The following is a 21,403-nucleotide window of genomic DNA, read 5'->3' on the forward strand; positions in this document are numbered from 1 at the left end:
GGGTTGGTGTCATGTAGATAAACAGTACCGGATTCTGCCAGTTCGGTATAGGGATACTTAAACAGTACTATTAGTTTTATGACGTAATCCGCTGATTGAACTAATTCGCAAATCGGTACGTTTTCTTACCGCCTTGCGTTTTATTTATTAGCTTAAACCCACTTCCGGTCAGCAACTTCATCATTTTTATGGAAGGAGGTAGACAGGATGCCTCTAGCCTGTGGCCGGGAGTAGCTTCAATAATCGAGGTAAGCATATTTTTGCCAATACCTTTACCCTGCTTATCTGCTGCAACGGCGAACATACGGATCTCAAGATGCGAAGCGCGGCCAGCAAAATCATTACGCCCGGTAAGCAGGGCAAAACCCACCGGTTCACGCTTTAACTGATCGTCAAAGACAAAGAGATAATCCCCTATGGGAATATTATCTCTATATTTTTGAATAACGCTCTCAAGATCAGATTTTACTATTTCAAAGCCCTTGCCACCAAAACAAAAAAATGCACCTGATGCTATCCCATCACGCACCAGATTCATGATAAAAGGAATATCGTTATCATTCCCTAATCGTATATCGAGCATGTATTTCCTCCATTTAGCTATTTTAGCGCCAGAAGTCGTCACATAACCCGTAATTTATTCAACGTCATACAAACCTGGTAGTTTTTAGCTTTGGTGACGGAATTTTCTGGGATTCCGGCGTACAACCCCTAAAAGCACAAAAATGTTGCGCAGTACTCGACATCTGTTATAATGTCTACTGTCGCGCAACAGGAAGCAGGCAATGATAAAGAGTTGGAAACACAAAGGGTTGCGGAAGTATTTTGAAAAGGGAAATACCGCGGGGATCATCGTTTATCACGCTAACAGGCTGGATTTACTGTTAAACGCTCTGGATCTGGCAAACAACCTGAACGATTTAAGTTTACCGAGTTTTCAGCTTCACCCTCTGACAGGAGATCGTAAGGGGATCTGGGCCATAAGCGTGTCCGGGAACTGGCGGTTAACTTTTGAGTTTAACGATGGCGATGTTTACATACTGAATTATGAGGATTATCACTGATGACTAAACGTATGCCGCCCCATCCGGGGCGCTACATCTCTGATGAGATGGAGCATTTAAATATCAGTCTCAGAGCGCTTGCTCGAGCGCTGGATGTTTCACCATCAACGATTGGCCGTGTAGTCGAAGGAAACGCAGCGGTAACGCCGGGAATGGCGGTACGTTTAGCTAACGTGATAGGGAGTACACCTGAAATGTGGCTAAGACTTCAGGAGGCGCACAGCCTTGCTCATGCGAAAGAAGAAGTTGATTTGAGCAAACTGACACGATTATTTACGCCCGAAAATTATCCTCAGCATGCCTGATCGCCTGGCCCGCAAAATTTGCGGGCTTTTTTATGTGTGTCGGGCATGCCCGACAGCTCGGGGGTGAAAGTCCCCTGTCCAGCCTGATGGTGGCGAAGGACTAGTGAAGCGCATGGGCGTCATCGTGAGGTGGGGTCTGAAGGAAGCGTGGAGCAAAGCCATGACCTGACGAACAGAAACCTGATACAAGGCTCATCCGATCGGCAGAGCGAGCATATGATCGCGAAGGCCATAGCTGTCAATACCGATCGAATAGTGACCCACCCTGCCAAAGTAAAACAGACCCACCCCTGTTAGCGGTTAGCCAGAAATGTCGGCGGTTGCAGACTTCTTCAACTGACCACTTTTTAACTTATCCTTCAGCCTGTAACTTTGCCCGCTAATCTGAACAATGTGGGCGTGATGTAGCAAACGATCCAACATCGCTGCTGTGAGCGTCTCGTCATCCCCAAAGGTTCCTGACCACTGTGTAAATGGCAGATTACTGGTCAATATCAGACTGCCTGACTCGTAGCGTCTGGCAACAACCTGGAAGAACAGGTTGGCTTCCTCCTTACCGAACGGCAGGTAGCCAATCTCGTCGATTACCAGCAGTCGTGGCTTGTGAATGATGCGGTTCAGATAGCCTTTAAGTTCACCCTGACGATGGGCGGTAACCAACTGCAACTGTAGTGGCACACTGAATTTGGCCACCTGAGTTGAGGTGTTATGCTCACCTCAAAATTCTAAAGGTGAACCAATGAGTAAGGCATTTACCGCTGAGTTTAAACTCGAAGCGGCAAAACTGGTCCCCAACCAGAATTACACCTATTCGGAAGCCGCGAAGGCAATGAATATCAGCCTGTCGGCCATCAACCGCTGGGTTAAATCATTACGTATGGAGCGTCAGGGGAAAACGCCTCCGGGGTTACCTCTGACTCCGGAGCAGACTGAACTCAGGGAAATGCGAAAACGGATACAGCGCCTTGAAATGGAGAATGAAATCCTAAAAAAGGCTACCGCGCTCTTGATGTCGGACTCCCTCAACAGTTCACGATAATCGACAGTCTGAGGGCGCAGTATCCGGTAGCGCCACTGTGCCGGCTGTTCGGTGCTCACCGGAGCAGTTACCGCTACACACGTAAAAACAGCAGTGAGCCCGATGCTGACCGTGCAATTAAACGCAGTCTTGTCAGTGAGGTCTGGAACGCCAGCGGTGGTTCTGCCGGCGCCCGAAGTATCGCCACGATGGTGAGCGCTAAGGGCGTAAAACTCGGGCGATGGCTGGCCGGTCGCCTGATGAAGGAACTCAGTATCAGCAGTTGTCAGGTACTGACGCATAAATACAAACGCGGAGGCAGTGAGCATGTTGAAATCCCGAACCTTCTGGCCCGGCAGTTCGCTGTCACAGAACCTGACCAGGTCTGGTGCGGCGATGTGACCTATATCTGGACGGGCACATGCTGGGCGTATCTGGCGGTCGTGCTGGATCTGTTCGCCCGTAAGCCGGTTGGCTGGGCCATGTCGACGTCGCCGGACTCTGCGCTGACAGTCAAAGCGTTGCAGATGGCCCGGGAGCTACGCGGTTGTCCGGCGGGCGTGATGTTCCACAGCGACCAGGGCAGTCACTATACCAGCCGCCAGTACCGGCAGGCCCTGTGGCGTTGCCGGATAAAGCAGAGCATGAGTCGGCGGGGAAACTGCTGGGATAATGCGCCAATGGAACGCTTCTTCCGGAGCCTGAAGACAGAATGGGTGCCAACGAAGGGCTACAACAGCTTCAGCGAAGCTCAGAGCGCGATAATTCGTTATATCACGGGTTATTACAGCACCATGCGGCCCCACTGGTACAACGGCGGCTTAACGCCAGATGAATCGGAGCGACTGTACTACTTACAGTCTAATGCGGTGGCCAGTATTAGTTGACCACTACAGTTTTAGCACGCTGGTTGAAAAATAAGCATACGTGCTCTCACCCTGGCTGCCAGCTCCTTATTCCCGATGGAAGCATAATATGCCTGTTCCGCTTCTGCCGGCGGGATATGACCCAGCCTTTCCAGCAGCCGGCGGTTGTTATACCAGTCCACCCACGCCAGCGTGGCCAGTTCCACTTCCGCGCGGCTTTTCCAGCTCTTACGGTGTATCACCTCCGCTTTGTAAGGACCGTTGACACTTTCTGCCATCGCATTGTCGTATGAGTCTCCTGTGCTGCCCGTTGACGCCAGCAGCTCCGCATCCTCAAGCCGCTGCGTGTACGCCAGCGACATATACTGCGCCCCCTTATCTGAGTGATGGATGGTGCCCGTGGGGCGTCTTGCCCACAGCGCCTGCTCCGGGGCGGTTCACCAGGCAAAAAACACCGCTTTACTTCTTATTATTGAGACTAGGCTGTGTCCCTTAATTACATAACCTTCTGTAAAACAGCCGGATGCAACCCAGTGTTACCATCGCCAGATAATTTCTCGCCGTTTTGTCATAGCGCGTGGCGATGTGACGATATTCTTTCAGGCGACCAAAGCAACGTTCAACAACGTTGCGATTGCGGTATGCATCACGATCGAGTGGGGAGCGACCATCCGACGCCATTTTTTCATTTGATTTACGAGGAATGACAGCTTTTATACCTTTTCTTTTCAGCGAATTACGTAATATATGTCCGGAGTAAGCTTTATCAGCCAGTACGGAATGACCACGACGTTTCATGCTGCCGTTCTGGCGCTGGACACCAATGCCGTCCAGAAGTCGTTGCGCGAACTGACTTTCGTGGGCTTGCCCGGGACTCAGCACGATATTTAACGGGAGACCGCTCCCGTCTGTTGCCAGATGGATTTTGGTGCCAAAACCACCGCGAGAGCGACCCAGGCTATTATCTCCGGTGATATCAGGATGTTTTTTTGGGCTTCTGCGGCACATCTGAGCGCCAGGATATTGCTGCCATCCAGTGCAGTCGCCGACCAGTCCACGAGGCCATGGGCATCAAGAGATGAAAGTAACTTGTTGAAAATAATGTTAATCACACCCGATTTTGCCCACCGGTTAAAGCGGTTGTAAACGGTTTTCCAGGGACCATATCGCTCAGGTAAATCGCGCCATGGTGCACCTGAACACAGTACCCAGAACATACCGTTGATTATCATACGATGTTCTGCCCATGAGCATCCGGCCCGTGGTATTGCTGGTTCAGCAGGTAATAAGGGCTGGATGAGAGCCCATGCTTCATCGGGAAGGTCATAGCGAGCCATAGTTCAATATGTCGTGGAAACAGACAGTTACTATAGCTCAGGTGATTAAGGGACACAGCCTAGTTATGGCTGATTACAAACTGCACTTAGTGTACATTTTCGTACGGTTGGGCTTCAGACCCCAAAAATAGCCACGGGAAACAGCCAGCCAATTTTCATAACAGGCTCCACGCCGGCAACGGCAACAGGCGGATACCCCCTGCGCCGCTCAGGTTCGGCACGGGTGTCAGTAAAATATGCAGCATCATTTATTACTCCTTTTTTGATCCGCCTACAGGTTCCAGCGGTGGTCTGCCTGGCGCTCCAGCCGCCGCGTTCAAGAAGTTCACAAAATATCATAAAAAAAACAGCAAGTTACTCGACTCTGCCTTAATGCGACAGAGCCCCAGAACGCACGCCATCACTGCGTTTCTGACACCGATGTTCATGGCTCGGAAATTTTTAAAACAATGATTCAGTTTCCTAACCATGGACTCGACCCAAATTTCATTTTCACTTAGCGTGAGTCCAGAAATTTTGATTGCGAGCCAGCGGCGATAAATGCGAGTCCGGCTGTTTTCGATCTACAATTCAGACAAAACATCTCTTGGCTTTGTATAATTTCTTCTATCTATTTCCTCTCTAGATACATCGGTCAACTCATCTATTGAAACCACAAAGTCCTTATTAAATAAATTATTTTGAGAGCTTTTTATTAATGATGCTAAAGAGTTTTTATCTATACTGCCACTTTGTATCCAACTATCTATAACCTCAGATGTTTTTTTGGCGACGTCATCCATACGCCCTTCAGAAAATGCCCCCCCCTGCTCCTCTTGCAATATCTTCATTGCAATTGTTGGAATAACCTCGGACTCTAAAGAGTTTGGATGTGAGTACCTTTCAAATCCAGGGCCAAGCTTTGATAATTCATCAGTAAGCTCGATGAGTTTAAGTAGAGTTATAGCCTTATTTATCGCTATCGTATGCTCTTCATCAGAATATTCTATTTGTGCCACTGTATCTGTCAGTCTTTTTTTAAAGAAACTTGATGTATCTTTTAAATCTTCGCCAGTGTGAGCTAGTGTCATTGTAATTCCTAAGAATGGAGCTCCTGAAACGTCAACACTATGCGCTGTTTCTATTGGATAGTGAATAAGGTCACCTTTTCTATATAACTCACTAGCTGTCTGAGTTACATATTTATACCCTTTGTATTCCGCTGCTCTAGTATTATGTGATGTATTGTCTCTGGTTGCCACTAACCCAAATTCTGATAGTTTGTCTTTCTCTTGGCCAGAACTAGCAACAGCATACTGCCTATTGACAAACCCTCCCTGTAAAAAACGAGATGAAAGATCCCATCGATGAAAATGAATATTTGCATCACCATCTTCCACCTTCTGACCCAGATTACTTAAAACATGCTCACCTTTGTGTTGCACTGGAAACAAATGTAATCTTAAGACCCAGTTTGTTCCCTCTTGCCCACCTGGACCTTTGGCTAGTATTAACTTATCAAAAAGATCACTTCTTCGCGACAGTGAACGAGACTGTTCTTTTAAAGATGGGATATCTCTTACAGATTCAAGTAAGGATATAACATCTCTTTTGGTTATCCCCTTTATATCCTCTGACAAAGAAATAGAATCTTTTTTAACTGCATATAAACCATCATATCGCTCTTGAATTGAGGATGTGATTTCGCTATGTGATTTACCAACGGACTCCAACGTTAAACAGCTGTTGCTTACTCTTGCCACAGGTAACTGCAGAGAGTTTGGTACTTCCCGGTCAGATAACACTCGCCCGACTGAATAACTTCTAGTAATTCCAATATTATTCATATGTAAACTGCATCCAGTTGTATAGTCTAAAACTAAGGTCATGTCACTTAATCACCTGAGCTATAGTAACTGACTGTTTCCACGACATATTGAACTGTGGCTCGCTATGCACGGGTCAGTACGGGAGAGCAGGATCTCAGCCTGCAGCTGGATGCCCTGCAACAGGCTGGCTGTGACACCGCCGCCATTTTTGTAGACAAATCATCCGGGGCAAAAACAGAACCGGCTGGAATACCTTCCTGCCGGACAACCTCGCTTATCGACAAATTATATGGTGGCCAGTATTAGTTGACCACTACAAGGTGAATAGATGTTCATTGTCGTCTCTCCAGCCCCCTGGATTTTTTCACTCAGAGGGGCTTTGTTGAATAAATCGAACTTTTGCTGAGTTGAAGGATCAGATCACGCATCCTCCCGACAACACAGACCGTTCCGTGGCAAAGCAAAAGTTCAAAATCACCAACTGGCCCACCTACAACAAAGCCCTCATCAACCGTGGCTCCCTCACTTTCTGGCTGGACGATGAAGCGACTCATGCCTGGTATGAGTCGGCAACGCCTTCATCACGGGGAAGACCTCAGCGCTATTCTGACCTTGCCATCACCACCGTCCTGATGATTAAACGCCTGTTCCGGCTGACCCTGCGGGCTGCGCAGGGTTTTATTGATTCCATTTTTGCCCTGATGAACGTTCCGTTGCGCTGCCCGGATTACAGCAGTGTCAGCAAGCGGGCAAAGTCGGTTAATGTCTGTTTCAAAACACCCACCCGGGGTGAAATCGCACACCTGGTGATTGATTCCACCGGGCTGAAGGTTTTTGGTGAAGGCGAATGGAAAGTCAAAAATCACGGCAAAGAGCGCCGTCGTACCTGGCGGAAGCTGCATCTGGCCGTTGACAGCAGAACACATGAAGTCATCTGCGCGGACCTGTCTCTGAACAACGTCACGGACTCAGAAGCTTTCCCGGGTCTTATCCGGCAGACACACAGAAAAATCAGGGCAGCCGCAGCAGACGGCGCTTACGACACCCGACTCTGTCACGATGAACTGCGGCGCAAGAAAATCAGTGCCCTCATCCCGCCCCGAAAAGGAGCGGGTTACTGGCCCGTAGAGTACGCAGACCGTAACCGTGCAGTAGCGAATCAGCGGCTGACCGGGAGTAATGCCCGGTGGAAATGGACAACAGATTACAACCGTCGCTCGATAGCGGAGACGGCCATGTACAGGGTAAAGCAACTGTTCGGAGGTTCACTGACGCTGCGTGATTACGATGGTCAGGTAGCAGAGGCTTTGGGCATGGTGCGTGCGCTGAATAAAATAACGAAGGCTGGTATGCCAGAAAGCGTGCGTATTGCCTGAAAACCCGGTCAGCTACAGAGTCACTCGTCCTGAAGCTGATTTATTCAACAAAGCCTTTTCTACCACCAATGCCTCCTCGAATAGACTGAATATCTTTCGAGTGCGTTTTTTCAACATATTCATTAAAGCTATCGCTAGTGAATTTACTAAAAGTCCATTTCGCAATGCTTTTTGCTATCCCACTCACCTCATTTTCATCAAGAGGAGCTGCTAATTGCAGGTTGTAGGCACTGGCTCGTTCGTAGCAGGCTTGTAGCCACTGCTCATACTCAGGCCAGCCCTGTCGGATGGCTCGGTATGCCCATTTGCGGGTTTTGTCGAACAGGGTGCAGTTACGGCCTAAGCCGTAATCGGCGACGATTTCTTTGTCGTTCGCGGCGTTCAAATCAAGAAAATCAGCCAACCAGTCCAGCGTGTAGAGTTCCGGCTGCCATACGGCAACTTTCCAGTGGCCGTGGTTCGGGTTTTTGCAGATTAGCCCCGAATACCCCGCGTCAGCCTCTAATTTTTTACGTAGCGCGTTCTCCACGGCAGCGGCGTAGCGAAGCGGCTTCATTTTTCCGTCCGGTGCGGTGCGAATAGAGGTTTTGAGGGCGTACAGCAGATGCGCGTGTCCGTTGTCGGGGTTGGTAATGGTCAGCGTGGGTGCGGGGGCGTTGCGGTCGCTCCAGTCGATGGCGGCACCGGCGCGATCGACGTCGAATCCCAGCCAGAACATGGCGTGAGGCTGATTGAACTGAATGTATTTCGCCAGAATGGCGCGTTCCTTACCGGCAATGCGTACACCAAAGTGCAGATCGTCCGAAAAGTACGGCTTGTGCGGTAAGCGTTCGTTGAAGAGTGCGAGTGCGGCGTTATGCAATGCGCCCTGCGCTTATGGCGGGCTGTTGTCTGGCACGGTGCATGTGCTAATATCCTTTCAAGGTTTCGACCTAGCCCTGGTTATCATGCGATCCGCCAAGATATGACATGATTACCGGGGCTTTGTTTTTTCTGTTGCCGTTAAATTACACGCGAACGGCCTCGCCTGTCGAATCCTTCTGTCACAACGGCTTAGTGCGCCGCCAGCTCCTGGAAGAATTTCGGGTTCGCCTGGATGGTTGCCAGCACCTTCGCCGCCAGTCCGGTCGGGTTACGGCGTCCGGTTTCCCAGCTCTTGATGGTGTCGAGGCTGGTTCCCAGCACTTTCGCCATCTCGCTCTGTGAAACGTTCAGCTGTGCCCTGATGGCCTTCACGTCTGCCAGCTCGTAACGGGTGACGCGGGCAGGCTCTCTGACGCCGTTTTTGATTTCAACGGCTTCTTCCAGCGATGCTTTCAGCTCGTCAAAAAAACTCATGTCACACCTCGTCTTTCAGTTGTTGGGTCAGCGTCTTCAGCGCTGCTTTCTCCGCGTCCGTCAGGCTGTCTTTGGTGCTTTTCGGGTAGGCCATCACCAGATAAATCACCTCGGCGGTGGCCAGAAAATAAATCACCCTCGCACTGCCGCTTTTTCCCTGGTTGCCCGTCGCCATCCTGACTTTTCGCAGCCCGCCGGTTTTCTGGATGAGATCGCCTTTGTCCGGCGACTCAATCAGCGTCTTTTGCAGTTCCCTGAGCTCTTCATCCGTGGCGATCTGTTTTATCTGACGGGTAAACATCGGGGTCTCGATAAACTCAATCGCGTGACTCACGGCTGTCTCCTGTTTTCAATGGAGTACATAGTACACTTAATTCTGATTTCGGAAAAGCGGTCACATCGAGGGGCCATAGTAGCGGGTCGGCTTTTTCTGCGGCTCCGGCTGCTGCTCACGCAGCTTCTCCGCACGGGCGCGGTCGTGCTGCCTGATCAACGCATCAAGCGGCTGACGTTCCTGCTCAAGCTCTCGACCTGCGCGCGCAAGCTCTCTACCTGACTGCTCAAGTGCTGACACACCCGGTCGCTGTGCGTCAGCGCCTGTGAAGTAGTCTCGAACATGGCCCAGTGGAAGCTGGATGGACTACTACTCCGTTGTGCTGGATGCATGGATGAAATCACTGGCCGCACAAAAAAACAGTGACCCCGTATTCATTGCAAAAAAGATATTTGATTTTGTTGCCAACGAAATTTATTTTGGATCTGGAATTTTCAGAACGTATCGCGCTTTACTTGGTTCGGATGTATTACGCGCAGTCCGGGATATGTATTATCAAAAAAAACGCCACCGGGAAGCATTAGATATCAGCATACTAATAAGGGATATCGATTCCTTGTCAGAATCCTTAAAAAAAGGAGAGTTCTGTCGACCTGAGCATTATTTTGATTATGCAAGGCTGCTCATGGATGAAATTCGTCCCGGAGAAGCCATTGAGCTGTTATTATATATGGATAAGCAAGGTGATAAAAAATACTCAGACAAGACCACATGGGATGAGTTATTTATTACTGCTCTTATTGAAGACGGAAAAAGTGATGAGGCAATGGAGAAATCTATGGCAGCCTTTTCTTTTCGATGTGATACCCGTTTCTATCGGTTGTATACAAAAGCCTGTGGGAAAGGAAACGATAACGTTCAGTCATTCCTGAACATTGCAAAAGAAAAAGGGTTAGACCCCTATATATGTTTCGCCTCAGATATAGCACGATTTGATTTAATCGACAATTGTATTACAGCCACTCCTAAAGAAGAACTCATCAGTTCTCTTGCCTATCTGACAAACTCATTTATCCGAACATTATCCAGCACATTGTATAAACACGGCTATGCCATTACAGCCACGCGGTTACGTCGTATTCTGGTGGAAGATGCGATTCACCAGGCAAAAAGCAAATATTACAGCTATGCCGCATCAGACATGAAAAAAGCCATCGATTACAGCGAAGATCTGGAAGAGAGTCCGCAGCTCCCGGGAACAGAAACTTACTTCAGAACCCTTTACGAAAAACACAAGCGTAAAACCGCACTCTGGTCGGTGATGGCAGAGAAAATTCAGGGATTATCCGTGGGAAAAGACGGGATCCGCTACGAAAGGAGTCAGGCATGACTGAACAGGAATTGTATGATTATGCGATATCTATGTTGGCAAAAAAGAATTATTCATCTGGTGATATGCACCGGCAGTTGGCCAGAGTCACAGAAAAAATGGATGATGTAGAGCACGTTTTACGTCGTCTGACAGAGAACCATTACCTCAATGATATCCAGTCAATTAACTATCTTATTGATAAACAGATCAAAAAATTTCACGGTCCCACACGAATAAAACAAGAGCTCCGGCAAAAAGGGTTTCCGCCTGCGCTGATAGAACAGGAAATAGAGCAGAGCGACGTTGACTGGTATGAGCTGGCAAAAGAAGCCCGGGTCAGAAAGTTTGGTGACGCTTTACCTACCGAACCGAAGGAAAAAAATAAACAAATCAGGCATCTTCAGTACAAGGGATATACGATGGATACGATATTTGAAGCATTGAGTTAATCATTTTTGCCCTCGCTCTACGGGCGGAGCAAACGGAATGGTCATTAAAGCGTTATAACCACTATTTTTAATATAACCTTTAGGCTTATTGCCAAAAATTAACGAATCCTTGCGGTCACCCTTAACCAGTTGCTGGAGCAATGGCTTGCCGAGGTCGCGGATCAGCGTGAGCTTCGCCAGTTCCGGCAAACGCCGGCGACCCGCTTCGAGGAAGAAAAAGGGCACCTGCAGGCGTTGCCGGCAACGGACTTCGATACCAGCTACTTCGACATCCGTCATGTGGCCTGGGACGGCTATATCGAGGTGCGGGGTAATCGTTACTCCGTGCCGGAGGCCTGGTGTGGCCGCCCGGTCTCAATCCGGATCACGCTGGATGATGAGTTGAGGATCTACGGCAATGAGCAGCTTGTGGCCACTCATCGCCTGAACAACCGTGGTACCGGGTGGCAGACCGTTCCGGAGCACCATGCATCACTGTGGCAACAGGTGAGCATGGTAGAACACCGTCCGCTGAGTGCTTATGAGGAGCTGCTGTGATGCATGAACTGGTGACGCTGCTGGGCCGCCTAAAAATGGAGCATCTGGGGTACCAGGTGGAAAACCTGCTGGAGCAGGCGGCGAAGGAAGAACTCAACTACCGCGAGTTCCTATGCCGAGCGCTGCAACAGGAATGGAGCGGGCGCCATCAACGCGGCATGGAGTCTCGGCTGAGGCAAGCCCGGCTCCCCTGGGTGAAAACGCTGGAGCAGTTCGACTTCAGCTTCCAGCCGGGCATCGACCGTAAGGTGGTGAGAGAGCTTGCCGGCCTGGCGTTCGTAGAACGAAGTGAAAACGTGATCCTGCTGGGTCCACCGGGCGTGGGCAAAACGCATCTGGCGGTGGCGCTGGGCGTGAAAGCGGCGGATGCAGGGCATCGGGTGCTGTTCATGCCGCTGGACAGGCTGATAGCGACGCTGATGAAGGCGCGCCAGGAAAACCGTCTGGAGCGCCAGCTGCAGCAGCTGAGTTATGCGCGCGTGCTGATCCTCGATGAAATCGGCTACCTGCCGATGAACCGTGAGGAGGCAAGCCTGTTCTTCAGGCTGCTGAATCGGCGTTACGAGAAGGCCAGCATCATCCTGACGTCGAACAAGGGGTTCGCGGACTGGGGAGAAATGTTCGGCGACAACGTGCTGGCAACGGCGATCCTGGACAGGTTGCTGCATCACTCAACGACGCTGAATATCAAGGGGGAGAGCTACCGGCTAAGAGAGAAACGGAAGGCAGGCGTACTGAGCAAGAATCTGGCGCCAGAAAGCAACGAGGTATCGCTGGAGAAAAGCGGTCAACCTGGTTGATGAATAGCGGACATTAAAAATGGTGAAAAACGGTCAAAGATCGTGGCGTTGACAGATCGGCAATACTGATGCTGCTTTTCGTTTCCCGCGCCACGGTCAGGCCGTAGCTTTCCAGCTGCGTCACTACGTCCTGCCGGCTGCGGATCACGCCCTGCTGCATCAGGTTCATCAGGCCGGCGGTGATTTTCTCTGCCGCCTGCTGTTTGTCGCGGGGCAGATCGCTGGCCTGCGTCAGCGGGCGGCGGTAAATCGGATCGTTCGGATCGCGCAGCCCCAGCCGGTCGTTGGTCAAAGTCTGCCAGGCATTGACGCGGGGGCGGTCGGCGCGGTCAAAGTAGGGTTGCAGGCGCTTGCCGCTCTGTAATTCGATGTTCGGGATGACAAAATTCAGCTCAAGCCGTCCCTTGTCGCGGTGCTCCACCCACAGGCAGACGTACTGGTCACGGTCGAGGCCGGTCAGCAGCGTGTGCTCCCATTCGTCCATCAGGCGTGATTTCTCGGCATCTGCAATGTCCGGCTCCTGAAATGACAGCACGCCGGAGGTATAGGCGCGGGCAAAGTCGCAACCGTCTATCAGCTCGCGGACGTGCTCAGGATTACCACGCAGTACGCTGGCCTGTTCGCGCTGCCGGTCTTTTCCAAGCAGGTAATCCACAGGACCACTGCCGGACCCTGCACCGCGTGAGTGAATTTTAACGATCACGGTTCTGCTCCAGCAGGTCGCCAAGCTGACGGTCAAGGCTGGTCAGTACGACGAGCAGCGAGGCACGTTCAGAAGGCGTCAGGGAATCAGTCTGGTTCAGGCGGCGGGCAATCTGGTTCAGGTTGTTGCCAATCCCGCTGACCTGTCGAAGCAGTTCGGGCGCCACGTCAGGCACACGGCGCTTACGTGAGGTGTGTTCACCCAGACCGAGCTGACGCAGCCACTCGGCAAGGTGAGTCCGGTCACAGCGATCAAGCAGTCGCTGATGCTCGGTTTCAGTGAGCCGGATTTTGATCTCTTTCGTTCGCTTTTCCATAGGCTCCGCTGAGAAAAAATTAGCACCACCGTGAGAATTTTTCGCAGTGGATGCCAGGGGTTTCGGGGGGCGGCTAGCCCCCTGAACCAGTCACGGAGGCACCTCTATAGAGGGGACGCTGTGTGTACTGGCTTAAGATAATGTACAGTGTAGGGTATTCAGTGCTGGCTGCAAAACCCAACCCCCCGCTAATGCAGGGCTGTTATCTGATATAGGCTTGTTTTCTGTCTCACGCTAAAACTAGCCAGAATGCATAGAAAAACCACGCGCCGTTAGTTACAATTTAAAAACACATCATTAATCTATTTTTAAATTCACATTAACATACAAGGGAATGCATTTATGAGTATAAGCAGAAGAAAGTTCATAACAGGTGGGGTTTCTTTGGGTATTATAGCTGTAGGTGCTGGAGTATTAACTCCAATGTTTAAGAGGGAAGGTAGTCTCGTACCTGGGAAACCCCGGTATGGCTTTGTCAAAGGTACAGAGGGTGATATCCCCAAAAGCGCAGATGCTGTAGTTGTTGGTGCGGGTATTCTTGGAATAATGACAGCAATAAATCTTGCAGAAAAAGGATTGTCTGTCGTTATTTTAGAAAAAGGTAATATAGCAGGTGAGCAGTCATCTCGCTTCTATGGCCAGTTAATAACATATAAGATGGAAGGAGAGACATTTATGCTCCACCATTTAGGAAAAAAACACTGGAGAGGAATGAATGAAAAGATAGGAATGGATACTAGCTACAGAACTCAAGGAAGGGTCGAAGTACCGTTTGATGATGAAGATTTAGAAAATGTAAAAAAATGGATCAACACAAAGAAAAATGAAGTTGAAATAGAAACTCCTTTAAACACAAGAATAATCCATGGCGAAGAGCTTAAATCCAGACTAAAGGGTGCAAAATCAGACTGGAAGATCGCAGGGTTCGAGGAGGATTCTGGGAGCCTAGACCCTGAAATAGCAACGTTTAGAATGGCAGAATATGCAAAAAAAATAGGCATAAAAATATATACCCAGTGTGCAGCAAGAGGGATAGAAACCCATGGAGGTGTTGTATCCGATGTTGTTTTTGAAAGAGGTTCAATAAAAACATCAAGAGCTATACTTTGTGGTGGCGCGTGGTCTAGACTATTCATGCAAAATCTGAATGTTGATTTGAAAACTTTACCTGCATATCAATCTCAACAATTAATAACTGGCGGACAAGGACTTCCAGGAGCTAACGTTGCGTTACCTGGGAACATTTTCTTTAGAGAGCAAGCTGATGGTTCTTATGCAACATCACCAAGAATTGAAGTAATTCCTATAGTTAAAGATTCCTTTATATATGGTTATCAATATCTCCCTTTGTTATCATCTCCTGATGCAGCAATTCATATTTCGATTAATGAGCAATTACTTAACTCCTTCACACAAAACACACACTGGAAACTAGATGAGCCTTCACCATTTGAAAGTAATAGAGATATGGTCGCCGTTGCTGATGTAGTCGATTTGGAGTCTTCGCTTGTTAAACTAAAAGAGGAATTTCCTGCATTCAAAAATTCTAGCATCATAGACAGATGGAGTGGTGCAATGGCTGTAGCTCCAGATGAGTCACCAATAATATCACTAATAGATAAATTCCCAGGACTGGTCGTGAATACAGCAACAAGTTGGGGAATGACTGAAAGTCCTGTATCCGCGTCAATTGCATCATCCCTAATACTAGGGGAGAAGCCTATCATTGATCCCAAAGCATTTAGAATAGATAGATTCTAAATTCAAAATAAAACAGCGCTAATAATTAAATATTTCGCTGTTTTATTCTTCTGTACCATGTCGAACGACTAACCCCAACATCAACCCACGGTTTTAATGACTCAAAAGAAGAAAAAATAACGCTTCCTTTTGGTCTTCCACCGCCACTACTTTTTCTACCGGCTTTGTTGAATAAATCGAACTTTTGCTGAGTTGAAGGATCAGATCACGCATCCTCCCGACAACACAGACCGTTCCGTGGCAAAGCAAAAGTTCAAAATCACCAACTGGCCCACCTACAACAAAGCCCTCATCAACCGTGGCTCCCTCACTTTCTGGCTGGACGATGAAGCGACTCATGCCTGGTATGAGTCGGCAACGCCTTCATCACGGGGAAGACCTCAGCGCTATTCTGACCTTGCCATCACCACCGTCCTGATGATTAAACGCCTGTTCCGGCTGACCCTGCGGGCTGCGCAGGGTTTTATTGATTCCATTTTTGCCCTGATGAACGTTCCGTTGCGCTGCCCGGATTACAGCAGTGTCAGCAAGCGGGCAAAGTCGGTTAATGTCTGTTTCAAAACACCCACCCGGGGTGAAATCGCACACCTGGTGATTGATTCCACCGGGCTGAAGGTTTTTGGTGAAGGCGAATGGAAAGTCAAAAATCACGGCAAAGAGCGCCGTCGTACCTGGCGGAAGCTGCATCTGGCCGTTGACAGCAGAACACATGAAGTCATCTGCGCGGACCTGTCTCTGAACAACGTCACGGACTCAGAAGCTTTCCCGGGTCTTATCCGGCAGACACACAGAAAAATCAGGGCAGCCGCAGCAGACGGCGCTTACGACACCCGACTCTGTCACGATGAACTGCGGCGCAAGAAAATCAGTGCCCTCATCCCGCCCCGAAAAGGAGCGGGTTACTGGCCCGTAGAGTACGCAGACCGTAACCGTGCAGTAGCGAATCAGCGGCTGACCGGGAGTAATGCCCGGTGGAAATGGACAACAGATTACAACCGTCGCTCGATAGCGGAGACGGCCATGTACAGGGTAAAGCAACTGTTCGGAGGTTCACTGACGCTGCGTGATTACGATGGTCAGGTAGCAGAGGCTTTGGGCATGGTGCGTGCGCTGAATAAAATAACGAAGGCTGGTATGCCAGAAAGCGTGCGTATTGCCTGAAAACCCGGTCAGCTACAGAGTCACTCGTCCTGAAGCTGATTTATTCAACAAAGCCATTCAAAGGCCGAAATTTTCAGAGTGACATCAGCTGGCCGCCAGTACCTGCATAAGACAACCGTAAAACCAGAATAATCATTTTTTGGTAGCCAGGTGGGAGAAAATTATTCAATAATATCCTCTTATATTAAAAGGATATCTGATAATGCCAGTATCAGCTTTACAACACAGATTTTCCAGCGGCCTATACCAGAATAAGCGTTACGACAATATTAGGGAAAATTACTCACAGACGCAGGACATAAGCCAAAACAGTTCAGTCACCCCCTATGAAATGCGTCGCTTCGGAAGTGCTATTAATCGGGTAGTCAATTCTCAAATAAAACTGGAAAAAACATCGTATCAGAACACAGTTCCGCTGCGGGGTATGGTCGCCCCACTGTTAATAATGCTGAGTCAGGTCAGACTTTCTCATAATCCGGCTTCAGCAATATCTGACATCCCTGCATTCGTGTCTGTCAGAGATTTATCACCTTCGGTTGACGGAAAGACAGTTTATCCAGATAACAATAACACTGGCCTCAGCTCCCTTATGATCCCGATAGTAAATGCAATGTATGAAACCGGGAAATTTATATCCCGGCATGACCCGCTGAAATTTCCAGTGGCAGATGCAGCACCAATGAGAGGAGGACAGGACAGGAAATACACAGGTGTCGGCCGTTTTCCAAGACATCCTGTATTTCAAAAGCAAAAGGAAACCACTACACTTCCCCCTGTTCGTGATGATGTTAAAATAGAAAAAATGGATTTTTCGTGCATTGAGGAACGAAGTAATTTATCTATAACAGACATATTCAGACAGATTGGTAAAACCTTCAAAAATCCGATAAGTGAACTGGCAAAAGAATCACAAGTGATTCATTATGTTAATAATTATAATAGATGCCCAACTCCGGAAGAAGTAAATAAACTTGTATCCCTAACTTCTTTTGTAGATAAAACAATATCTGAGATTAGCGGATTGCTTCCTGGTAGTCAGCCATTAATAATTTTACAAGGGTTGAGTGGTCCATTATTAATAATGATAGCTGACAGCATTGATAAAAAACAGATAAATATGGGTGAGTTATCTGAAGTAAATGAACAAATTCTTGCTTTGGGTAGAATGATTGTAAAAACATCCCCAAGAGATAAGAAAGGAAAATTCATTACAGAGCAACTGAAAATTCCGGAGGGTGTAAGTTTTAAAAATAAAAAACTTTCCGTTATAATAAATGGGATTAATCGAGAGGTTACATATAAGAATGATAAAATAATGGCGAATTACAATGGCAGACATAGAGAAGTATCTTACTCACCGACAGATAACAAATGGTTCAGAGTAAGAGGCATATCGACTTTAGCTATTCTTTCTGGCAATAAAGGCTTATGCCCTGTAACTCTTACGCATAAAAAAAACGGGTGGGATATTTACAAGCGCGTTGAGCCTGATTCAGGAAGGGTGTTCGGAAAAAGTTATATTTTGTCTAAAAATAAAAATAGACTAATCCCTTATAAATTAGTTAAAAAAGAAATAAATAGATATAAAAAAACTTATTCATATGAAAATTCAGTCTGTGAAATTAATCTTCATAGGATTAAACGCTCTCCCTGCATCATAAGTGATAGCGTAAATTCTCTGGGGTTACTGGGACAAAAGGGTTTCCCTGGCAAACTTTATCGTGCTGATAGAACAAGTCCGAACGAATTGAACGATAATGGGGGTTTTCGAAGTTCAGAAGATTTTGGTGCAATTAATAAAATGCGAGATGATGGTCATGCTCTTATTGTTTCTGAGAGTCTTGAAGGGGCGCTTAGATATATAAGTCGCCAAGGTGAACTTTATCATATATACGAAATAACCTCTGATGACATCAGGGGGGTTTCTATTAATGAAAATATTAAAATAAATAAGGAGGGAGTGAAAAGGTTTTTGGAGGTTTCTTCTAAAAAAGGAGATGATATTGACTGGGGATATGAAACAAATGGCGCTGTATTTTTAGATGAAGCACATATCTACCACGAAGATGTGACTCTGGAAAAAGTAAAATACTTAGGTTCAAATCATGATGAAGAATTCAGAAATAAAATTAAAAATCTCGAGAAAGGCATTTGGATGTATTATATCTAAATAGGAATTATTTAAAATAAATAGAACTTTTAGATGATTGGTGAAACTGCTCTTTATGGTTGTTTCAACATTACTCATACGAGGCGCGTAAGCCGGGAGTTAAAGAACAGATCACCGAAGTGGCTTTCAGTGGGGCCGGGGTTCGCGATACAGCCAGGACACTGAAAGCTGGTATCAACACCGTCATCCGGACTTTAAAAAACTCTCACCACGACGAATAACGTCATCTCCGGTGGCTCGTTCTGATGTAGCGCTTATCTGTGAACTCGATGAACAATGGAGCTTTGTCGGCAACAAGGCCCGTCAGCACTGGCCCTGGTACGCGTACAACACGAAACGGGGGCGTACTGGCCTACACCTTTGGGCCACGTACCGATGAAACCTGCCGTGAATTACTGGCCCTTCTCAAGCCCTTTAGCATCGGCATGATTACCAACGACGAGTGGGGCAGTTATGCCAGAAAAGTGCCGAAAGACAAACATCTGACCGGCAAGATTTTTACTCAGCGCATTGAGCGAAACAACCTGACGCTGAGGCCCCGAATCAAAAGGCTGGCCCGTAAAACCATCTGCTTCTCACGTTCCGTAGAATTACATGAGAAAGTAATCGGAGCTTTTATCGAAAAATACATGTTCTACTAATTGGAGTCATCACCAAAATGGATGCGATGAAATTTCCATTGAGCTATAAAGATATAAACGATACTGGAATTGAAAGGTGCAACATTATTCTAAAAAAATCTTCAGAATGGTTCATTCCGAAAATATGAAATTATTAAACCAACTTGCCAAGTTAAGGAATGCATGTATACATAATAATGCTATCATTACAAATGATAAAGATAAGTTAAACAGTCTTACCTCACTCAGTAGTGGGACATTGTATTTCCAGAATGATGAAGTTATCTTTCAAAAAGGCCCCCTTGATTTTATTATTAGCATAACAAAGAACACTTTAAAAAAATTGAATTATTATTCTCCAGTTCAATAACGATGACTTCGGGGCGATATACATAAATTTTCTTCCCCTTCCCTAAAAGGCGGGAACGACGTCATAAAAATCTGGACTGGTAAATTTCTCCCCAGCCGCTTAAGTAAGATATGGCAAGCAGAGCCTGACAGGGAGTGTCAGGAAAGAATGATTAGTGGCGGATCCGCGCTAGGTCGTCTTCCATCAGACCGGTCATTTTCATGACGGTATTGCGGTCAATGCCGTTCTGCAGCATGGTACGGGCAACTTCAAGTTTGCCTTTTTCAATACCACGCTGTTCACCCAGTTGGATGCCCTTCTCAATACCCTTCTCAATACCCTTCTGTTCGAGCTGTTGTGCGATGGTCATAAGTGCGTCTCCGTGTTGCGGCACACGCTGTGCCAGTTCGCGTACAAAGGCTTCGGCGTCGGATGTTTCGCCTGCCTGCACTATATAGTGTACCAGCGATATGACCTGCGATGAAGACAGATATCCGGCCAGCAAGATGGGCGCCAGCCGGTCAACCAGTTCTGCCAGGTCACGCTGGTGAATATGCTTTTGCAGCAAAGTTAGTGCGGCCATGCTGCGATGGCCGGCGATTTCATCATCCGGAATGACGGTAACGTCAACCAGCGGGAAAGCCTGGCTGTAGAGCCTGCCTGCCAGCTCCGGGTCGTCAAACTCATCCAGCCACCGGGTGGAGTACGGATACGGGCTGCGTTTGCCCGTATAGAACAGCACCGGTATCACCAGTGGCAACTTTTTATACCCCGCTTCCAGGTGCCGCTGCATGGCGGCCACGGCATAGCGCACCAGGCGGAAAGCCATATGTTTGTCCGGCGTTGACTGGTGCTCGACCAGAACATGAATATATCCCTCGCCGGCGGTGGTTTTCAGGCTGTAAAGCACGTCGCTGAAATACTGGCGGAGGTCATCCTCGACGAAGGAGCCGGATTCCAGCTTCAGCGTACTGAGGTCGCAGAGTGCGCGCAGCTCTGCGGGCAGGTGGATTTCCATGAAGTCCCGGGCAATATCCGGTTGCGTCAGAAACTGCCGGAACGTGGCATCGTGAGGTGTGGGTGTGGTGCTTTTCTTCTTCATCAGCCCTGGCTCTGAAAAATAACCGTCGAATGATACCACAGGCAGAGAGCCGCCAGTACTGAGGGTGAACGGACCTGCCACTCCCTCAGGGGACAGCTGCGGGAGAAACCGGCCCCTCTTCCCTGCTATTTTTTCGTTCCTGGCCTCACTGCGTGATCACGCAGCCGCATAATGGTCTGCCGGGACGTATTGAATTCCCTTGCCACCGCGCTGACGCTGTTACCTGCTTTCAGGTGTTCAAGTGCGGTCTGTCGCTGCTCCTGACTCAGCGCCGGAGGACGGCCAAAACGTTTTCCTGCCGCCCGTGCCCTTGCCAGGCCTGAATGTGTGCGCTCAATAAGCAGGTCCTTCTCAAACTCAGCCACCGCCGAAATAACCTGCATGGTCATCTTTCCTGCCGCACTGGTGAGGTCCACGCCGCCCAGTGCGAGGCAGTGCACGCGTATACCGGACGCTGCCAGTTGCTCCAGGGGTCAGTTTGGATATAGAGAATTATTGTACGGTAAGCCTGTTTTTTGAACAGGCTTACCTGTAGCAATAGGGTGTACTCTGTCGCTACCGATGTAAAACTGGCCCACCTGCCGATGTAAATCTGACCCACCTAGGGTAAAAATGGCAGTTTTAAGGCACTGCCAATGATGACATTGGAGACCAGAGTGGAGATTAGTGTTTTACAC

General features: G+C 48.3%; 21 protein-coding genes and 6 pseudogenes. 13 read left to right on the forward strand and 14 right to left on the reverse strand.

Annotated features, from left to right (window positions below):
- Window positions 1–100: 100 nt before the first annotated feature.
- Entirely contained in the window at window positions 101–583 is a 483-nt protein-coding gene (locus H2P46_RS20920; RefSeq protein ID WP_193406729.1) for a GNAT family N-acetyltransferase, read from the reverse strand.
- A 202-nt stretch (window positions 584–785) separates the two neighbouring features.
- Here H2P46_RS20920 and H2P46_RS20925 point away from each other — a divergent pair, with 202 nt between their 5' ends.
- Both H2P46_RS20925 and H2P46_RS20930 read left to right on the forward strand, forming a co-directional pair.
- A complete protein-coding gene (locus H2P46_RS20925) occupies window positions 786–1,064 on the forward strand; it encodes a type II toxin-antitoxin system RelE/ParE family toxin (protein ID WP_193406730.1) in 279 nt (92 codons plus the stop codon).
- A complete protein-coding gene (locus H2P46_RS20930; protein ID WP_193406731.1) occupies window positions 1,064–1,369 on the forward strand; it encodes a HigA family addiction module antitoxin in 306 nt (101 codons plus the stop codon). Before H2P46_RS20925 ends, H2P46_RS20930 begins: the two co-directional genes overlap by 1 nt.
- A 300-nt stretch (window positions 1,370–1,669) precedes the next feature.
- Here the strand turns inward: H2P46_RS20930 and H2P46_RS20935 are convergent.
- Window positions 1,670–2,041 (reverse strand): annotated as a pseudogene (locus H2P46_RS20935) (ATP-binding protein); the annotation flags it as partial.
- 67 nt (window positions 2,042–2,108) lie between these two features.
- Between H2P46_RS20935 and H2P46_RS20940 the strand changes: the two are divergent.
- Window positions 2,109–3,274, forward strand: a protein-coding gene (locus H2P46_RS20940; protein ID WP_193406732.1) for an IS3 family transposase whose coding sequence is annotated in 2 segments (ribosomal slippage) — window positions 2,109–2,364 and window positions 2,364–3,274 — 1,167 coding nt in all. Because the reading frame shifts where the segments join, the coding sequence is not laid out codon by codon here.
- 11 nt (window positions 3,275–3,285) lie between these two features.
- Here the strand turns inward: H2P46_RS20940 and H2P46_RS20945 are convergent.
- From H2P46_RS20945 to H2P46_RS20955, 3 genes and pseudogenes are all read right to left on the reverse strand, one after another.
- Window positions 3,286–3,687 (reverse strand): annotated as a pseudogene (locus tag H2P46_RS20945) (integrase core domain-containing protein); the annotation flags it as partial.
- Between the two features lie 58 nt (window positions 3,688–3,745).
- Window positions 3,746–4,590 (reverse strand): IS5 family transposase gene (locus H2P46_RS20950; protein ID WP_193406733.1). Its coding sequence is split into 2 segments (ribosomal slippage): window positions 3,746–4,245 and window positions 4,245–4,590, totalling 846 coding nucleotides; the frame shifts between segments, so codons are not numbered across the junction.
- A gap of 563 nt (window positions 4,591–5,153) precedes the next feature.
- Window positions 5,154–6,416 (reverse strand): hypothetical protein, encoded by a 1,263-nt coding sequence (locus H2P46_RS20955; RefSeq protein WP_193406734.1) that lies wholly within the window; start codon window positions 6,414–6,416, stop codon window positions 5,154–5,156.
- Window positions 6,417–6,512: 96 nt separating this feature from the next.
- Between H2P46_RS20955 and H2P46_RS20960 the strand changes: the two genes are divergently transcribed.
- Both H2P46_RS20960 and H2P46_RS20965 read left to right on the forward strand, forming a co-directional pair.
- The gene (locus H2P46_RS20960; RefSeq protein WP_193405559.1) at window positions 6,513–6,704 is read left to right on the forward strand and encodes a recombinase family protein; all 192 of its coding nucleotides are present in this window, start codon (window positions 6,513–6,515) and stop codon (window positions 6,702–6,704) included.
- 101 nt (window positions 6,705–6,805) lie between these two features.
- Entirely contained in the window at window positions 6,806–7,774 is a 969-nt protein-coding gene (locus H2P46_RS20965) for an IS5 family transposase (RefSeq protein WP_193403199.1), read from the forward strand.
- A 40-nt stretch (window positions 7,775–7,814) separates the two neighbouring features.
- Here the strand turns inward: H2P46_RS20965 and H2P46_RS20970 are convergent, their stop codons facing one another.
- From H2P46_RS20970 to H2P46_RS20985, 5 genes are all read right to left on the reverse strand, one after another.
- The gene (locus tag H2P46_RS20970) at window positions 7,815–8,636 is read right to left on the reverse strand and encodes a replication initiation protein (protein ID WP_193406735.1); all 822 of its coding nucleotides are present in this window, start codon (window positions 8,634–8,636) and stop codon (window positions 7,815–7,817) included.
- A 191-nt stretch (window positions 8,637–8,827) separates the two neighbouring features.
- On the reverse strand, window positions 8,828–9,112 hold the full coding sequence (gene nadS, locus H2P46_RS20975; protein WP_001697687.1) for a NadS family protein: 285 nt from the start codon (window positions 9,110–9,112) through the stop codon (window positions 8,828–8,830).
- 1 nt (window position 9,113) lies between these two features.
- On the reverse strand, window positions 9,114–9,446 hold the full coding sequence (locus H2P46_RS20980) for a type II toxin-antitoxin system RelE/ParE family toxin (protein WP_029498755.1): 333 nt from the start codon (window positions 9,444–9,446) through the stop codon (window positions 9,114–9,116).
- A 60-nt stretch (window positions 9,447–9,506) separates the two neighbouring features.
- Complete coding sequence (locus H2P46_RS23355; protein ID WP_338103671.1) at window positions 9,507–9,686, reverse strand: hypothetical protein; 180 nt, start codon at window positions 9,684–9,686, stop codon at window positions 9,507–9,509.
- Window positions 9,602–9,778: an MbeD/MobD family mobilization/exclusion family protein gene (locus tag H2P46_RS20985; RefSeq protein WP_338103669.1), complete on the reverse strand. Its 177-nt coding sequence runs from the start codon at window positions 9,776–9,778 to the stop codon at window positions 9,602–9,604. Before H2P46_RS20985 ends, H2P46_RS23355 begins: the two co-directional genes overlap by 85 nt.
- Here H2P46_RS20985 and H2P46_RS20990 point away from each other — a divergent pair.
- The 4 genes and pseudogenes from H2P46_RS20990 (at window position 9,748) to istB (ending at window position 12,544) form a co-directional block, all read left to right on the forward strand.
- Window positions 9,748–10,776 carry a DUF6880 family protein gene (locus tag H2P46_RS20990; RefSeq protein WP_193406736.1) on the forward strand — a complete coding sequence of 343 codons (1,029 nt, stop codon included), beginning with the start codon at window positions 9,748–9,750 and terminating at the stop codon, window positions 10,774–10,776. The two genes, H2P46_RS20985 and H2P46_RS20990, sit on opposite strands and share 31 nt — an antisense overlap.
- Entirely contained in the window at window positions 10,773–11,207 is a 435-nt protein-coding gene (locus H2P46_RS20995; RefSeq protein WP_193406737.1) for a regulatory protein RecX, read from the forward strand. Before H2P46_RS20990 ends, H2P46_RS20995 begins: the two co-directional genes overlap by 4 nt.
- A gap of 120 nt (window positions 11,208–11,327) precedes the next feature.
- Window positions 11,328–11,744, forward strand: a pseudogene (locus tag H2P46_RS21000) (Mu transposase domain-containing protein); the annotation flags it as partial.
- Window positions 11,744–12,544: an IS21-like element helper ATPase IstB gene (gene istB, locus H2P46_RS21005; RefSeq protein WP_193406746.1), complete on the forward strand. Its 801-nt coding sequence runs from the start codon at window positions 11,744–11,746 to the stop codon at window positions 12,542–12,544. The pseudogene H2P46_RS21000 and the gene istB, both read left to right, overlap by 1 nt.
- 34 nt (window positions 12,545–12,578) lie before the next feature.
- Here istB and H2P46_RS21010 read toward each other — a convergent pair.
- Both H2P46_RS21010 and H2P46_RS21015 read right to left on the reverse strand, forming a co-directional pair.
- Window positions 12,579–13,247: pseudogene (locus tag H2P46_RS21010) on the reverse strand (relaxase/mobilization nuclease domain-containing protein); the annotation flags it as partial.
- Complete coding sequence (locus H2P46_RS21015) at window positions 13,237–13,563, reverse strand: MobC family plasmid mobilization relaxosome protein (protein WP_000415578.1); 327 nt, start codon at window positions 13,561–13,563, stop codon at window positions 13,237–13,239. The gene H2P46_RS21015 and the pseudogene H2P46_RS21010, both read right to left, overlap by 11 nt.
- 342 nt (window positions 13,564–13,905) lie before the next feature.
- On the opposite strand from H2P46_RS21015, the gene H2P46_RS21020 reads away from it, so the two are divergent.
- The 4 genes and pseudogenes from H2P46_RS21020 to H2P46_RS21035 all read left to right on the forward strand — a co-directional run.
- On the forward strand, window positions 13,906–15,324 hold the full coding sequence (locus H2P46_RS21020) for an NAD(P)/FAD-dependent oxidoreductase (protein WP_193406738.1): 1,419 nt from the start codon (window positions 13,906–13,908) through the stop codon (window positions 15,322–15,324).
- A 192-nt stretch (window positions 15,325–15,516) separates the two neighbouring features.
- The gene (locus H2P46_RS21025) at window positions 15,517–16,485 is read left to right on the forward strand and encodes an IS5 family transposase (protein ID WP_193403199.1); all 969 of its coding nucleotides are present in this window, start codon (window positions 15,517–15,519) and stop codon (window positions 16,483–16,485) included.
- Window positions 16,486–16,687: 202 nt separating this feature from the next.
- Complete coding sequence (locus H2P46_RS21030) at window positions 16,688–18,655, forward strand: hypothetical protein (RefSeq protein WP_193406739.1); 1,968 nt, start codon at window positions 16,688–16,690, stop codon at window positions 18,653–18,655.
- A 71-nt stretch (window positions 18,656–18,726) separates the two neighbouring features.
- A pseudogene (locus H2P46_RS21035) lies at window positions 18,727–19,296 on the forward strand (IS1 family transposase); the annotation flags it as partial.
- Window positions 19,297–19,796: 500 nt separating this feature from the next.
- Here H2P46_RS21035 and H2P46_RS21040 read toward each other — a convergent pair.
- A complete protein-coding gene (locus H2P46_RS21040) occupies window positions 19,797–20,726 on the reverse strand; it encodes an Rpn family recombination-promoting nuclease/putative transposase (protein ID WP_193406740.1) in 930 nt (309 codons plus the stop codon).
- Window positions 20,727–20,851: 125 nt separating this feature from the next.
- Window positions 20,852–21,196, reverse strand: a pseudogene (locus H2P46_RS21045) (recombinase family protein); the annotation flags it as partial.
- Between the last annotated feature and the right edge of the window lie 207 nt (window positions 21,197–21,403).

The sequence above is a fragment of the Mixta mediterraneensis genome, from assembly GCF_014946725.1.
Classification (GTDB): Bacteria; Pseudomonadota; Gammaproteobacteria; order Enterobacterales; family Enterobacteriaceae; genus Pantoea; species Pantoea mediterraneensis.

Excerpts from the sequence above, each read along its gene's own strand:
- H2P46_RS21020 (WP_193406738.1), top strand. The coding sequence starts at position 13,906 with ATGAGTATAAGCAGAAGAAAGTTCATAACAGGTGGGGTTTCTTTGGGT.
- H2P46_RS21040 (WP_193406740.1), bottom strand. The coding sequence starts at position 20,726 with ATGAAGAAGAAAAGCACCACACCCACACCTCACGATGCCACGTTCCGG.
- H2P46_RS21030 (WP_193406739.1), top strand. The coding sequence starts at position 16,688 with ATGCCAGTATCAGCTTTACAACACAGATTTTCCAGCGGCCTATACCAG.
- H2P46_RS20925 (WP_193406730.1), top strand. The coding sequence starts at position 786 with ATGATAAAGAGTTGGAAACACAAAGGGTTGCGGAAGTATTTTGAAAAG.
- H2P46_RS20930 (WP_193406731.1), top strand. The coding sequence starts at position 1,064 with ATGACTAAACGTATGCCGCCCCATCCGGGGCGCTACATCTCTGATGAG.
- H2P46_RS20995 (WP_193406737.1), top strand. The coding sequence starts at position 10,773 with ATGACTGAACAGGAATTGTATGATTATGCGATATCTATGTTGGCAAAA.
- istB (WP_193406746.1), top strand. The coding sequence starts at position 11,744 with ATGCATGAACTGGTGACGCTGCTGGGCCGCCTAAAAATGGAGCATCTG.
- H2P46_RS20955 (WP_193406734.1), bottom strand. The coding sequence starts at position 6,416 with ATGAATAATATTGGAATTACTAGAAGTTATTCAGTCGGGCGAGTGTTA.
- nadS (WP_001697687.1), bottom strand. The coding sequence starts at position 9,112 with ATGAGTTTTTTTGACGAGCTGAAAGCATCGCTGGAAGAAGCCGTTGAA.
- H2P46_RS20920 (WP_193406729.1), bottom strand. The coding sequence starts at position 583 with ATGCTCGATATACGATTAGGGAATGATAACGATATTCCTTTTATCATG.
- H2P46_RS20990 (WP_193406736.1), top strand. The coding sequence starts at position 9,748 with ATGGACTACTACTCCGTTGTGCTGGATGCATGGATGAAATCACTGGCC.
- H2P46_RS20985 (WP_338103669.1), bottom strand. The coding sequence starts at position 9,778 with ATGCATCCAGCACAACGGAGTAGTAGTCCATCCAGCTTCCACTGGGCC.
- H2P46_RS21015 (WP_000415578.1), bottom strand. The coding sequence starts at position 13,563 with ATGGAAAAGCGAACGAAAGAGATCAAAATCCGGCTCACTGAAACCGAG.